The organism is Alcaligenes sp. RM2, assembly GCF_052931795.1.
The window spans coordinates 923,990-937,432 of record NZ_JBRFIO010000002.1 but is presented as its reverse complement, the minus strand read 5'-3'; the positions used below and the strand labels follow the sequence as shown (position 1 = coordinate 937,432).

Below are 13,443 nucleotides of genomic sequence, written 5' to 3'. Positions count from 1 at the left end.
TTTAGAGACTCCAGATAATTTTTGCAAAAAAGACGACACTGGCAACCAGCCACAGCAAGGTCAACACTTGCAGGAACAAGCGCAGACCAGCGGGCTTGACGTAGTCCATCCAGATGTCACGCACACCAATCCAGGCGTGCCAGGACAAAGACAGGAAGAACAAGGTTGCCAGCAACTGACCCAAAGGCAGGGAGCCGACCGTGAACGAGAACAGGCCGCGCCAGGTCTCGAAATTCAGTTCACTGCTAAACAGGATGCCGCCGATGATGACCAAGGTGTAGATGGCCATGATGACTGCGGTGACACGCTGTGCCAGAAAGTCCAAGGTACCGTAGTGGGCACCCACTACCAGGCGGTTTGCGCCAATGCGCTCACGATTTGCCATTACCACACCCCAAACAGTTTCAAACCAAACACAACGGTCAGCGCCAGGCTGACCCCGAACACCATACCGGCCGACTTCTTGGCGGACTCTTTGTCGTTACCCAGGTGCAGGTCCAGTGCCAGATAGCGGATGCCGGCACAGAAGTGGTGCAGGTAGCCCCAGATCAGGACCAGAAGGATCAGCTTACAGACAGGGTTGTCGACGTAGCTGCGCAAGGTCTCGAAGGACTCTGGAGAGCTGACGCTCAAAGAGAACAGTGGCAATAGAACGAGCGGCAGGCAAAGAAACAGCAATGCACCACTGACACGATGCAAAATCGACGATTTTGCAGCCAGGGGCAAGCGGTAGCTCAATATCTGCGGCACGCTGATATTGCGATACTGCGGACGCTGCTTGGGTGCGGTATCAGACATGATGGCCTCGAAGTAGATAAAAAAAAGTCATAAAATTTTTAACCTTGGTATTTTCACCTATTTGACACTACGGCGCAGTATCAAATACCGTATGCCGCCGAACTAGCTGAGCGTGTTTCGGTAATGGAAGCGCTCAGTCAGGTACAAGCCCCGGCGCAACTCCATCGGTCGATCACCATAGGTATAGGACACGCGTTCCACGTGCAGGAGCGGCGAACCGGCAGCGACCTGCAAGACCGAGGCGGCCTCTTCGGTGGCACTGACAGCACCAATCTTTTCATCTGCGCGCACCATGCTCACGCCGAATTTGCTCTCGAACCAGGCGTACATCGGGCCCTTGTTCTGCTCGACGGCCTCCAGGGTCAAACCCTTGAAGACGGAGCCAGGCAGCCAGATATCGTCATAAATGGTCGGGACCTGATCAAAGGACAAAACCCGGCGCAGGTTCACCACCATGTCGGAGGTGCGCAAATCCAGCAGCACGGCAACATCCGTAGGCGCTTTCATTCGACGCACATCCAGAATACGGCTCTGGGAAGCCACAGGCTTGCCATCATCCGGGGCCAGGCGCAGGAAACGAAAGCGCACACGAGCTTCGTGATGGGTGGCCACAAAGGTACCCTTGCCTTGACGACGGATCAGGAGGTTGTCGGCGGCCAGCTCATCAATGGCCTTGCGCACCGTGCCCTGGCTGACCTGAAAGCGGGCAGCCAGCTCCAGTTCACTGGGGATGGCTTCGCCGGGCTTCCACTCGCCACGATCCAGCCCCTGCAGCAACAAAGCCTTGATCTGTTGATACAGAGGGCTATAGGCCGCGCTAGGAGCGGATTTTTCGATTTCCTGGGTGCGTAGCGGCGGCACGTTATCAGACATGGGGCTCATAAAAAATGCGCGGCAGATACAGCTTGAAACGCGCATTTGTTCATAAAATAGACAGTGCACTAATTTTCGCATGACCGGCCCCGAATGTCTAACGCTCTTATGTCTTATATAAGATATAAGACGTTTGACGCCGCTATCGTTTTGGTCTAGTCTGCGCAGTGAAAAAAGAGGCTTTTCCTCTTGCGAAAAACCGTTTTCCACGCCAGCCGCCCGGTCTGCAAAAGATTTAAACTGTGTTTTTCGTCACCGTCTTCAAACCCAAAAACGGAGTCTTACTCTCATGTCCAAACCCGCAATGCGCGTCGCCGTTACCGGCGCTGCTGGCCAGATTGGCTACGCCCTGCTGTTTCGCATCGCTTCCGGCGAAATGCTGGGCAAAGACCAGCCTGTAATCCTGCAGCTGCTGGAACTCGCCGACGAGAAAGCCCAAAAGGCCCTGAAGGGCGTCATGATGGAACTGGACGACTGCGCCTTCCCGCTGCTGCAAGGCATGTCCGCCCACAGCGATCCTGAAACCGCCTTCAAAGATGCTGATATCGCCCTGCTGGTCGGTGCCCGTCCTCGTGGCCCAGGCATGGAGCGTAAAGATCTGCTGGCCTTCAACGCCCAGATCTTCACAGCACAAGGCCGTGCCCTGAACAAAGTGGCCAGCCGTGACGTGAAAGTGCTGGTGGTCGGCAACCCTGCCAACACCAACGCCTACATTGCCATGAAGTCCGCTCCTGATCTGCCAGCGAAGAACTTCACTGCCATGCTGCGCCTGGACCACAACCGCGCCCTGTCGCAGTTGGCCACCAAGTCCGGCAAGGCTGTTGCTGACATCGAGAACCTGATCGTTTGGGGCAACCACTCGCCCACCATGTACCCTGACACCCGTTTCGCTACCGTGAACGGCGAGAAGATCGACGCGATCATCAACGATCAGGCCTGGAACCGCGAAACCTTCATCCCCACCGTGGGCAAACGTGGCGCCGCCATCATCGAAGCCCGTGGCCTGTCCTCGGCTGCTTCGGCTGCCAACGCCGCCATCGACCACGTGCGCGACTGGGTGCTGGGTTCGAACGGCAAATGGGTCACCATGGGTGTTCCTTCGGACGGCTCCTACGGCATTCCTGAAGGCATCATCTACGGCGTGCCTGTGACCACCGAAAACGGTGAGTACAAGCGTGTTGAAGGGCTGGAAATCGACGCCTTCTCCCGTGAGCGCATGGACCACACCCTGAACGAGCTGCTGGAAGAGCGTGACGGTGTGAAAGACCTGCTGGGTTAATTGACCCGCTAGTCTGCAAAATCCCCGCCTGAACGGCGGGGATTTTTTTTGCAGACCACAAAGAAGTGCCGGGCGCTGCATGCCAAAGGCCGAGTTGCAGATAGCGCAACCCGCCATCCCTGACTAAAAACCCAAGACAGAGCGCTGATCAGACGCTACACCGCGTCTACGTTCGCCTCATCCTGCAAAGACTGTGCATAGACCACCATCCGCAAATGGCGGCTTTCATCAATAATGAGCGAAGTCTGCTCGAACTCGCGCAGTTGCCCATCCAGGACCAGACTACGCAGGCCACTACAGGGCAAATGCACATCATGTTGATCCCAGTACTGCTTGAACTCCGGTGAGACCCGCTTGAGCTCATTGACCAGCTCCTGCATATCCGTACCCTCTGTCGCACGTGCGAAATCCCGCCGAAAGCCGGACAACATTTCTGCTGCCTGCTGTTCCCAAGATGCAAAACGCGTATGCAGCACCGGATCCGTAAACATCTGCCAGAGCAAATTACGCTGTCCTGGCTGATGAGCGCCAAAGCCCAGCAATTCATCGGCCATGTCATTGAAGCCCAAGACATCCCAACGGAGATTCAGAACAAAAGCAGGATGGGGCAAATCGTGCATCAAGCGTCGCACCAGAGGAGGCAAGACACACCAGGTGATACCCGGCTCAGCTGGCAGCCGCTCGTGAGCCAGCAAAAACAGATGACGTCGCTCGGCCGCGTCCAGCTTCAAAACGCGAGCCAAATTATCCAGAAAGCTGGCTGAGACCCCGATGTCACGGCCTTGCTCCAGCCAGGTATACCAGGTCAACCCCACTCCGGCCAAAGCAGCAACCTCCTCGCGCCGCAATCCGGGAGTACGACGTCGGCCACCGCTAGGCAAGCCTACATCCTGAGGCAAAAGGCGTTCACGACAGGTGCGCAAAAAAGCGGACAAATCGGGCCGCGTTCGTTCCAGCGTTCTCACTAATCAACCCCCCTTTACTTTCAGTAATAGCATAAACAGTTAAATTGTAATCGCTTAAAAAGAATTCAAGAATACAGATGTTTTCACCTCAGACAAGCATCATGAACTCGAATTCCTTCTGCTCTACCCCTTGCTCACACGCAGCAAACAACCCGCCCTGGCTCGGCCTTGCCGTCCTGCTTCTGGCCGGATTCGTCACAATTTTTGATTTATTCGTCGTCAATATCGCCATCCCCAGTATTCAAGACCAGCTGGGGGCCAGCTTTACCGAGATTGGCTTCATTGTGGCGGCTTATGAACTAGCCTTCGGCGTACTGCTGATTACAGGCGGCCGCTTGGGCGATCTATTCGGCAGGCGCCGACTTTTCATTATCGGCATGACCAGCTTCACCGTAGCCTCGGCTCTGTGCGGTGTTGCCCCCAATGCTCCACTGCTTATTGTGGCCCGAGTAGCACAAGGACTGGCAGCAGCCCTGCTCTTTCCCCAAGTTTATGCCTCCATCCGAGTCAATTTTGACGGAGACAACAGCCGCCGAGCGTTTGGGCTTTTAGGTATGACGCTGGGGCTGGCCGCCATCGCTGGGCAAATACTGGGGGGCTGGATGGTTCACGCCGATTTATTCCAGTTGGGCTGGCGCAGCATCTTTTTAATCAATATTCCAATCGGATTGCTGGCAATTGCCGCCGCCCGCTACATCCCTGAAACCCGTGCTGACCAAAGCAGCAGCCTGGATGGTGCTGGCGTCATGTTGATCAGCCTGGCACTGAGCCTTTTGCTCATCCCTCTCATCCAAAGCGCCGAGCATGGGTGGCCCCCATCCAGCCTGGCCAGCCTTGCCGCCGCTGCTGCCTTCCTAGGGGTCTTCTATCTGCACCAAGAAAAACGGCGCTGCACAGGTCACGCTCCTTTAGTGGACATGCAGCTTCTAACCCAGCCGCGCTTTGCTTTAGGGACTCTATTGGTGTTGTTGGTGTACTCCACCGCCAGTTCTTTCTTTCTCTGCTTTGCCCTGTTGCTGCAAAGTGGCTTGGGCTTAAGCCCTCTGTATGCGGGCAGCATCTTTGCCCCTGCCAGTGTGGGTTTTGTGGCCGCATCCCTGAGTGCTCCCCGCCTCGTCGCCCGCTACGGCACCCTAGCCATTACCGTTGGCTCTTTCCTCTACGCCCTCTCTTTTGCCTGGCTGATTGCTCAAATTGCGTCAAGCGGTACAGAGTTGACTCCCACATACCTGATTCCCGCCCTGACTCTTCTGGGAGCCAGCCAAGGTCTAATCATGACGCCCTTGCTGAATCTGGTTCTAGGCTTCGTCGATGAAACGCAAGCAGGCATGGCCTCAGGTGTAATCTCCAGCACCCAACAAGTCGGCGCAGCCCTGGGGATTGCCGTGGTCGGCCTGCTCTTTAATAACGGGCGCACTTCAGGCAGCGCCACCTCAACCATTGCAGAACAATATATCTCTGCCTTTGCAATGGGCATGCTCTATAACATGGCTGCTGCTCTGCTGATCAGTTTGCTATTACTGGCGTTAAGCAGAACCAGCCAACACTAGAAATAAGCCTTAACTGGTGGAAGTCTGCTCATTGGCTTCATTTAAGCGAGCTGAATACAGCCAAATACCATCAGCCTTTACGCAACTTCCGCCACAAGGTACTACGGCTAATTCCCAACTGCTGTGCCGCCAAGGCACGGTTACCGCCACACTCTTCCAGTACTTTGGCCAAATGCTCTTGTTCACTGCGCTCCTGCTGATCACGCAAGGCTGGCGAGGCGGGCTCGCTCACCACGGCCCGCAACTCAGGCGCAATATCTTCCAGCACCACAGCCTGATCGCCTTGCACTGTGCCCAGGACCATCAAGCGTTCGATCAGGTTTTCCAGCTCGCGGATATTGCCGGGCCATGTGTAGTGGCGGCCTAGTTCAAGCAACTCCGCCATCCACTGCGGGTTGAGCATGCTTGCACCACCCAGACGTTGGGCAACCTTGGCCAGTAAATGCTCCACCAACTCCGGCAAGTCCTGCGTGCGCAGACGCAAAGGCGGCAAACGCAGCACCAGAATGTTCAGTCGATAAAACAGATCCTGGCGGAACACGCCTTCTTTAACCTGCGCGGCCAGATCGCGGTGAGTAGCCGCAATCACGCGCACATCCACCGGCGTTGGCTCAATAGCCCCGATACGCAGCACTTCTTTTTCTTGCAGCACACGCAGCAAACGGGTTTGTAGCGGCAAGGGCATTTCGCCGATCTCGTCCAGAAACAGGGTGCCGGTGTGGGCCGCTTCCACCAGCCCCACCTTGCCACCTCGACTGGAGCCGGTAAATGCCCCCTCCACATACCCGAACAGCTCGCTTTCCAACAGGCTGTCCGGGAAAGCCGCGCAGTTCACGGCCACAAAGGGTTGCGCGCGTCTGGCGCTGGCGCTGTGAATGCCTTGAGCCAGCAATTCCTTGCCTGTGCCGCTTTCACCAATAATCAAGGTTGTGGCTGTACTTTGAGCGCAAGCCTGGGCTTGAGCACGCAGCTTGCGCATGGGCGAGCTTTGCCCCACCAGATCAGATAGCTCGTAACGGGCATGACGCGATGCGGCTTGCTGACTGCGTGAACGCAAGCTGCGGTCCAGTCGTTGAATCGCTGCCGGGTCCTGGCAAAGCAGCACTGCCCCGCTCAAGCGCCCCTGCTCCAGAATCGGCATGCGGGTCACGATCGCGGTACGGCCACCTACTTGCTGCACCGTATCCAACTGCACTTCCAGACTGCGCAGCGTGCCAGCCAGATCCAGCTCGGGATACAAGGAACCCAAACGACGGCCAATCATGGCTTGAGCCGGTTGGCCCAACCAGGCTTCCATCGCCGGGTTGACGGTTTCAATCCGCTCGTCCCTGTCCACTGACACCACGCCGTCACGCAACTGCGCCAGAATCGTATTCAAGCGATCCCGGCGAGCAGCCTCAGCGCGAGCCACACGAGCCAGTTCGATAGCGGATTCCAGGGCCTGTCGCACCGCTCCTTGTGAATACAGCAGCACGCCTTCCATCTGATTCTCGCGCGCCAGATCCACCACAAGACCGGGTGCCAGCACCCACTCCACGCCCAACTCTTTCAAATCCTGGACACAGCTACGTGCATCAGCCTCGCTGCGATAGCTGCGTAACTCCACAGGCAGATCAAAACGCTGCACGAACTCCATCAGCTCCAGCGGCATTTCACCATAGGTCACCACCGCTTTGCGCTCTGCCTGTGCCGAGGCCAGGCTGCCCATAATGTCGAAGCCACCGGGATGGACCAACACCACCGGCAAGTCCAGATGTTCGCGCAAATAACTGCCGTTGGAACCGGCGGACACCAGCACGTCGATTTCGCCTGTTTGTCGCAAAACCTGCACGGCCTCCACGGCCTCGCCATAGGCTTTGTCCACAATCAGTATTTCGGCCTGAGCGCGAAACTGCGGCACCAGCTCTTCCAATAGAGAACGCAGTCCATGCAAGCCAAAAGCTACCAGACGCAGACGCGCAGGCGGGGAGGAAGGATAAGGCATATGGTTTCACCCGGGCTTCAATAATGCGACATTGTTTCAAATTACGTTTCAATATTGAAACACAAAACAGAAAAAGACAATATTCCTGGAAGGGAGCGACGACATCGCTCCACGCGAGAAATCCCCGCCTCCTCTGGGTTCAGGCTTTTCATCGCCCCCATATTTGAACTTGGCACAGCATTTGCTTTCGTAGAACCAACCCATCGCAGCACTACGCTGACGACATTTTTATATCTTGTGATCTGGAGCCCCAAATGAGCCAAAACCAACTGACATCGGCAGGCGCCCGTTTCCGCCAGGCCCTGCGTGAAGAACAGCCTTTGCAAATCATCGGCGCCATCAACGCCAACCACGCTTTGCTGGCCCAACGCGCCGGCTACCGCGCCATCTACTTGTCGGGTGGCGGTGTCGCGGCTGGCTCTTTGGGCTTGCCTGATCTGGGCATCAACACGCTGGACGACGTGCTGACCGACATTCGTCGCATTACCGATGTGTGCGATCTGCCTTTGATGGTGGACATTGATACCGGCTTTGGCGCTTCGGCCTTCAACATTGCCCGCACGATCAAAAGCCTGATCAAGTTCGGCGCTGCCGCTTGCCACATTGAAGACCAGGTGGGTGCCAAGCGTTGCGGTCACCGCCCCGGCAAAGAAATCGTCAGCACTGGTGAAATGGCCGACCGCGTGAAAGCCGCTGTTGACGCACGTACCGATCCAGAATTCTTCATCATGGCTCGTACAGACGCGATTGCCGTCGAAGGCGTGGACGCTGCTCTGGAACGTGCCCAGGCTTGCGTGGAAGCGGGTGCAGACGGCATTTTTGCTGAAGCCTGCTACGACCTGGACACCTACCGTCGCTTTACCGAAACGCTGGATGTGCCCGTGCTGGCCAACATTACCGAGTTCGGTCAAACCCCGCTGTTCACGGTGGAAGAACTGGCTTCGGCCAATGTGGCCATGGTGCTCTACCCCCTGTCCGCTTTCCGCGCCATGAACAAGGCCGCCGAAACTGTCTACCAGGCGATCCGTCGTGACGGACATCAAAAAAATGTCATCGATTTGATGCAGACTCGTGAAGAACTGTACGATCGTATCGGCTACCATGCTTACGAGCAAAGCCTCGACAAGCTGTTCCAGAAAAACAAGAAGTCCTGAGCCACCACAGGCTCCCGCCCGGCCCGTGATCAGGGCCGTCGCGCGGGTAAAACCCCATTCAGCAGCCAGCCTCGTGCTGGCTGCCCAGCAACCAGGAGACCTTTATGAGCAGTACTGAGAACACCCCTAGCACTGGCTTCAAGCCCAAGAAATCTGTTGCCCTGTCTGGCGTTGTTGCAGGCAATACCGCCTTGTGCACGGTCGGTCGCAGTGGCAATGATCTGCACTACCGCGGCTACGATATCTTGGACCTGGCCCAGGCTTGCGAATTTGAAGAAGTGGCTCATTTGCTGATCCACGGCAAACTGCCCAACCGCGACGAACTGCGCGCGTATAAACAAAAGCTCAAGCGTCTGCGTGGCCTGCCTCTGGCCCTGCAAACCGCGCTGGAAACCCTACCTGCCCACAGCCACCCCATGGACGTGATGCGTACTGCCGTGTCGGTTCTGGGCTGCGTGCTGCCTGAAAAAGACGACCACAACCTGCCCGACGCACGCGACATCGCCGACCGTCTGATGGCTTGCCTGGGTTCGGCCCTGCTGTACTGGTACCACTACAGCCACAACGGCGAGATGATTGACGTACAGACCGACGACGACAGTATCGGCGCGCACTTCCTGCACCTGCTCCACGGCGAGAAGCCATCGGCCGAGTGGGAAAAAGCCATGCATGTCTCGCTGAACCTGTACGCCGAGCACGAGTTCAACGCCTCCACCTTTACCAGCCGCGTTATCGCCGGTACGGGTTCGGACTTCTATTCCGCGATTGCCGGTGCGATCGGTGCCCTGCGCGGCCCCAAGCACGGCGGTGCCAACGAAGTGGCTTTTGAAATCCAGAAGCGCTACGAGAACCCCGACCAGGCAGAAGAAGACATCCGCAAGCGCGTGGAAAACAAGGAAGTCATTATTGGCTTCGGTCATCCCGTCTACACCATCTCCGACCCACGCAACGAAGTGATCAAATCGGTGGCCAAAGAGCTGGCCGTGGCCGATGGCAACACTCGCATGTTCGACATTGCCGAGCGTCTGGAAAGTGTGATGTGGGAAGTGAAGAAAATGTTCCCCAATCTGGACTGGTTCTCGGCCGTGTCCTATCACACCATGGGTGTGCCTACTGCCATGTTCACGCCTTTGTTCGTGATCGCGCGTACGGCTGGCTGGGCGGCTCACATCATTGAGCAGCGCGTGGACAACAAGATTATTCGTCCTACCGCCAACTACATTGGCCCTGAAAACCAGAGCTTTGTGCCTCTGGACCAGCGCCCATAAGTCACAGATCCTGGGCTATTATTTGCCTGTGATCTAACCCACGGCCCCGCTGCATTGCGCACGCGGGGCCGTCTTGCTGGTGACTTCCATGCTCTCTGAATTTGTACGCTACGCCCTGCCGCTGGCCGGCACCTTGATGATTGCCTGTGCCTTGACCAGTCTGGTCTCCGGTGCGTATTTACTGCTTTTCAATCTGCGCCGCAGCAACCAGGTGTTGCGTCATCCCTATCTGGATCAGTACCCCTGGGAAAAACTCAGTTTTTCGCTGAAGGCAGGCGTACTGCTGGATTATTTTTTACGTCTGAATTTCCCCAAACGCCAAAGCTCGCTGTTTGGCAATGCCAATCGTCTGCTCAAGCACGTACAGCCCGACGACGTTCCCATGGGCGTCAAATGGCCCCTGATGGGACTGTGGGGCGGCTGCTTTCTGGGCATGATCGCCATGCTGGCTGTTTGGATTCTGATCGCCCTGCACTCCAACCCCACTTGAAGGAGCCTGCCATGACTACCGAGATCCACCACGACCCGCAAGCGCGTCTGTTTTACTGCGACATTGAAAACCGCCGCAGCGTGATCGAATACGAACTGGACGATGCTGTCATGAGCATCACCCACACCCGTGTGCCGCCCGAGCTGGAAGGCCGCGGCATTGCGGGGCAACTGACCCGCTTTGCGCTGGAAACGGCAAAAAACCAACAGTGGAAAGTACGCCCCATTTGCAGCTATGCCGTGGTCTATTTCCGCCGTCACCCTGAATACGCCGACTTGCTGGCCTGAGCCCGATAACAGTCAGCTTCTCGTAAGTCTTATATAAGATATAAGACCATTGCTTCGCTGCGCGCTTCAAATTACAATTGGGGCAACACGCGATTTATTGCATTTTCATATCAACCATTTACCGATAGGCACCCGCACTATGCTGGACTCTTACCGCGAACATGTTGCCGAGCGCGCTGCTCTGGGCATTCCCCCGCTGCCTTTGTCGGCTCAGCAGACCGCCGAGCTGATCGAGCTCATCAAGAACCCACCTGCCGGTGAGGAAGCATTTCTGGTCGACCTGCTGACGCACCGCGTCCCCGCCGGTGTGGACGATGCTGCCAAAGTGAAAGCCTCCTACCTGGCCGCCATCGCGCTGGGCACAGAAACCTGTGCTTTGATCAGCCGCGAGCGTGCCACTGAGCTGCTGGGAACCATGCTGGGTGGCTACAACATCAGCCCGCTGATCGATCTGCTGGATTCGCCTGAACTGGGTCAGATCGCCGCCAACGGCCTGAAAAACACCCTGTTGATGTTTGACTCTTTCCACGACGTTCAGGAAAAAGCCGAAAAAGGCAATGCCTTTGCAAAAGAAGTGCTGCAAAGCTGGGCCGACGGCGAGTGGTTCACCAGCCGTCCTGAAGTTCCAGAAAGCCTGACCGTGACCGTTTTCAAAGTCACCGGCGAGACCAACACGGACGATCTGTCCCCCGCCCCTGACGCCTGGAGCCGCCCGGACATTCCGCTGCACGCTCTGGCCATGCTGAAGAACCCGCGCCCAGGTATCGAACCTGAAGAGCCCGGCAAGAAAGGTCCTGTCAGCTTTATCGAATCCCTGAAAGAAAAGGGCCACCTGGTTGCCTACGTGGGCGACGTGGTCGGTACCGGTTCTTCGCGTAAATCGGCCACCAACTCCGTGTTGTGGTTCACCGGCGAAGACATTCCTTTCGTTCCCAACAAGCGCTTTGGTGGCGTGTGTCTGGGCAGCAAGATTGCTCCTATCTTCTACAACACCATGGAAGATGCCGGCGCTTTGCCTATCGAACTGGACGTTTCCAAAATGGAAATGGGCGATGTGGTGGAACTGCGTCCCTACGAAGGCAAGGCCTTCAAGAATGGCGAACTGATCTCCGAATTCCAGGTCAAGTCCGACGTCCTGTTTGACGAAGTGCGTGCCGGTGGCCGTATTCCCCTGATCATTGGCCGTGGCCTGACCACCCGTGCTCGCGAAGCACTGGGTCTGCCCCCAACCACCCTTTTCCGCCTGCCACAAAGCCCTGCCGACTCCGGTAAAGGCTTCTCCCTGGCCCAGAAGATGGTTGGCCGTGCTTGCGGTCTGCCTGAAGGCCAGGGCGTGCGTCCCGGTACTTACTGCGAACCACGCATGACTACCGTTGGTAGCCAGGACACGACTGGCCCAATGACTCGCGACGAACTGAAAGACCTGGCTTGCCTGGGCTTTTCGTCCGATCTGGTAATGCAGTCCTTCTGCCACACCGCCGCTTACCCCAAACCTGTTGACGTTAAAACTCACCACGAACTGCCTGCTTTCATCAGCACACGCGGTGGTGTTTCCCTGCGTCCAGGCGACGGTATCATCCACTCCTGGCTGAACCGCATGTTGTTGCCCGATACCGTGGGCACTGGCGGCGACTCGCACACCCGTTTCCCTATCGGCATCAGCTTCCCCGCTGGTTCCGGTCTGGTGGCCTTTGCCGCTGCTACCGGTGTGATGCCTCTGGACATGCCAGAATCCGTGCTGGTGCGCTTCAAGGGCGAAATGCAGCCCGGCGTCACCCTGCGTGACCTGGTTAACGCCATTCCTCTGTACGCCATCAAGCAAGGCTTGCTGACCGTCGAGAAAGCCGGCAAGAAGAACATCTTCTCCGGCCGCATTCTGGAAATCGAAGGTCTGCCCAACCTGAAGATCGAACAGGCTTTCGAGCTGTCCGACGCTTCGGCCGAGCGCTCCGCTGCTGCATGTACCGTGCGCCTGAGCAAAGAGCCCATCATCGAATACCTGAACAGCAACATCACGCTGCTCAAGTGGATGATTGCCAATGGCTACGAAGACGAGCGCACTATCTCCCGTCGTATCAAGGGCATGGAAGCCTGGCTGGCCAACCCGGAACTGCTGGAGCCCGATGCAGACGCTGAATACGCCGCTGTGATCGACATCGATCTGGCTGAAATCCACGAACCTATCGTGGCTTGCCCGAACGACCCGGACGACGTGAAGACGCTGTCCGACGTGTCCGGCACCGTGATCGACGAAGTGTTTATCGGTAGCTGCATGACCAACATCGGTCACTTCCGTGCCGCTTCCAAGCTGCTGGAAGGCAAGCGCGACATTCCAACCCGTCTGTGGGTCGCTCCTCCGACCAAGATGGACCAGCAACAGCTGAGCGAAGAAGGCCACTACGGCGTTCTGGGCGTAGCTGGTGCTCGTATGGAAATGCCCGGTTGCTCGCTGTGCATGGGTAACCAGGCACAGGTTCGCGAAGGCGCCACCGTCATGTCCACCAGCACCCGTAACTTCCCCAACCGTCTGGGCAAGAACACCAACGTGTTCCTGGGTTCGGCTGAACTGGCTGCCATCTGCTCGCGTCTGGGCCGCATCCCGACCCGCGAAGAGTACCTGGCCGACATGGGCGTTCTGCAAGCCAATAGCGAAGACATCTATCGCTACATGAACTTCGACCAGATCGAAGAGTTCAAGGAAATTGCTGACTCCGTAGGTCTGTAAGCCCTAGCGCTTGCAAAAAACGCCTTCGCCGCTTCATGCGGCGAAGGCGTTTTTCTTTGCCTGTTTGAAA

12 protein-coding genes are annotated in these 13,443 nt (G+C 57.0%); 7 read left to right on the top strand and 5 right to left on the bottom strand.

Features of this window, described 5'->3' with window-relative positions:
• Nucleotide 1: 1 nt before the first annotated feature.
• The 3 genes from sdhD to ACU6HM_RS11100 all read right to left on the bottom strand — a co-directional run bounded on the left by sdhD (nucleotide 2) and on the right by ACU6HM_RS11100 (nucleotide 1,671).
• Nucleotides 2-385, bottom strand: a complete 384-nt coding sequence (sdhD, locus tag ACU6HM_RS11110; RefSeq protein ID WP_003802535.1) for a succinate dehydrogenase, hydrophobic membrane anchor protein — start codon at nucleotides 383-385, stop codon at nucleotides 2-4.
• Nucleotides 385-798, bottom strand: coding sequence for a succinate dehydrogenase, cytochrome b556 subunit (sdhC, locus tag ACU6HM_RS11105; protein ID WP_009457694.1), 414 nt, complete (start codon nucleotides 796-798; stop codon nucleotides 385-387). Before sdhC ends, sdhD begins: the two co-directional genes overlap by 1 nt.
• Before the next feature lie 102 nt (nucleotides 799-900).
• Nucleotides 901-1,671, bottom strand: coding sequence for a GntR family transcriptional regulator (locus ACU6HM_RS11100; protein WP_009457695.1), 771 nt, complete (start codon nucleotides 1,669-1,671; stop codon nucleotides 901-903).
• A 289-nt stretch (nucleotides 1,672-1,960) separates the two neighbouring features.
• Between ACU6HM_RS11100 and ACU6HM_RS11095 the strand changes: the two genes are divergently transcribed.
• Nucleotides 1,961-2,950, top strand: a complete 990-nt coding sequence (locus tag ACU6HM_RS11095; RefSeq protein WP_022983546.1) for a malate dehydrogenase — start codon at nucleotides 1,961-1,963, stop codon at nucleotides 2,948-2,950.
• Between the two features lie 155 nt (nucleotides 2,951-3,105).
• Here ACU6HM_RS11095 and ACU6HM_RS11090 read toward each other — a convergent pair whose 3' ends face one another.
• Nucleotides 3,106-3,885, bottom strand: coding sequence for a helix-turn-helix transcriptional regulator (locus tag ACU6HM_RS11090; RefSeq protein ID WP_009457707.1), 780 nt, complete (start codon nucleotides 3,883-3,885; stop codon nucleotides 3,106-3,108).
• A gap of 131 nt (nucleotides 3,886-4,016) precedes the next feature.
• Here ACU6HM_RS11090 and ACU6HM_RS11085 point away from each other — a divergent pair, with 131 nt between their 5' ends.
• Complete coding sequence (locus ACU6HM_RS11085) at nucleotides 4,017-5,465, top strand: MFS transporter (protein ID WP_446763810.1); 1,449 nt, start codon at nucleotides 4,017-4,019, stop codon at nucleotides 5,463-5,465.
• Nucleotides 5,466-5,535: 70 nt separating this feature from the next.
• Here the strand turns inward: ACU6HM_RS11085 and prpR are convergent, their stop codons facing one another.
• The gene (gene prpR / locus ACU6HM_RS11080; protein ID WP_254499593.1) at nucleotides 5,536-7,449 is read right to left on the bottom strand and encodes a propionate catabolism operon regulatory protein PrpR; all 1,914 of its coding nucleotides are present in this window, start codon (nucleotides 7,447-7,449) and stop codon (nucleotides 5,536-5,538) included.
• A 254-nt stretch (nucleotides 7,450-7,703) separates the two neighbouring features.
• On the opposite strand from prpR, the gene prpB reads away from it, so the two are divergent.
• The 5 genes from prpB (at nucleotide 7,704) to acnB (ending at nucleotide 13,373) form a co-directional block, all read left to right on the top strand.
• Nucleotides 7,704-8,603 (top strand): methylisocitrate lyase, encoded by a 900-nt coding sequence (prpB, locus tag ACU6HM_RS11075; protein ID WP_083054012.1) that lies wholly within the window; start codon nucleotides 7,704-7,706, stop codon nucleotides 8,601-8,603.
• Nucleotides 8,604-8,707: 104 nt separating this feature from the next.
• Nucleotides 8,708-9,871, top strand: a complete 1,164-nt coding sequence (gene prpC / locus ACU6HM_RS11070) for a bifunctional 2-methylcitrate synthase/citrate synthase (RefSeq protein ID WP_009457712.1) — start codon at nucleotides 8,708-8,710, stop codon at nucleotides 9,869-9,871.
• A gap of 88 nt (nucleotides 9,872-9,959) precedes the next feature.
• Nucleotides 9,960-10,361, top strand: coding sequence for a hypothetical protein (locus ACU6HM_RS11065; protein ID WP_009457714.1), 402 nt, complete (start codon nucleotides 9,960-9,962; stop codon nucleotides 10,359-10,361).
• A gap of 11 nt (nucleotides 10,362-10,372) precedes the next feature.
• Entirely contained in the window at nucleotides 10,373-10,648 is a 276-nt protein-coding gene (locus ACU6HM_RS11060; RefSeq protein ID WP_115634098.1) for a GNAT family N-acetyltransferase, read from the top strand.
• Nucleotides 10,649-10,787: 139 nt separating this feature from the next.
• Nucleotides 10,788-13,373 (top strand): bifunctional aconitate hydratase 2/2-methylisocitrate dehydratase, encoded by a 2,586-nt coding sequence (gene acnB / locus ACU6HM_RS11055; protein ID WP_022983544.1) that lies wholly within the window; start codon nucleotides 10,788-10,790, stop codon nucleotides 13,371-13,373.
• Nucleotides 13,374-13,443: the final 70 nt, after the last annotated feature.

Excerpts from the sequence above, each read along its gene's own strand:
- ACU6HM_RS11085 (WP_446763810.1), top strand. The coding sequence starts at position 4,017 with ATGAACTCGAATTCCTTCTGCTCTACCCCTTGCTCACACGCAGCAAAC.
- prpB (WP_083054012.1), top strand. The coding sequence starts at position 7,704 with ATGAGCCAAAACCAACTGACATCGGCAGGCGCCCGTTTCCGCCAGGCC.
- sdhD (WP_003802535.1), bottom strand. The coding sequence starts at position 385 with ATGGCAAATCGTGAGCGCATTGGCGCAAACCGCCTGGTAGTGGGTGCC.
- sdhC (WP_009457694.1), bottom strand. The coding sequence starts at position 798 with ATGTCTGATACCGCACCCAAGCAGCGTCCGCAGTATCGCAATATCAGC.
- acnB (WP_022983544.1), top strand. The coding sequence starts at position 10,788 with ATGCTGGACTCTTACCGCGAACATGTTGCCGAGCGCGCTGCTCTGGGC.
- ACU6HM_RS11060 (WP_115634098.1), top strand. The coding sequence starts at position 10,373 with ATGACTACCGAGATCCACCACGACCCGCAAGCGCGTCTGTTTTACTGC.
- prpR (WP_254499593.1), bottom strand. The coding sequence starts at position 7,449 with ATGCCTTATCCTTCCTCCCCGCCTGCGCGTCTGCGTCTGGTAGCTTTT.
- ACU6HM_RS11095 (WP_022983546.1), top strand. The coding sequence starts at position 1,961 with ATGTCCAAACCCGCAATGCGCGTCGCCGTTACCGGCGCTGCTGGCCAG.
- ACU6HM_RS11100 (WP_009457695.1), bottom strand. The coding sequence starts at position 1,671 with ATGTCTGATAACGTGCCGCCGCTACGCACCCAGGAAATCGAAAAATCC.
- ACU6HM_RS11065 (WP_009457714.1), top strand. The coding sequence starts at position 9,960 with ATGCTCTCTGAATTTGTACGCTACGCCCTGCCGCTGGCCGGCACCTTG.
- prpC (WP_009457712.1), top strand. The coding sequence starts at position 8,708 with ATGAGCAGTACTGAGAACACCCCTAGCACTGGCTTCAAGCCCAAGAAA.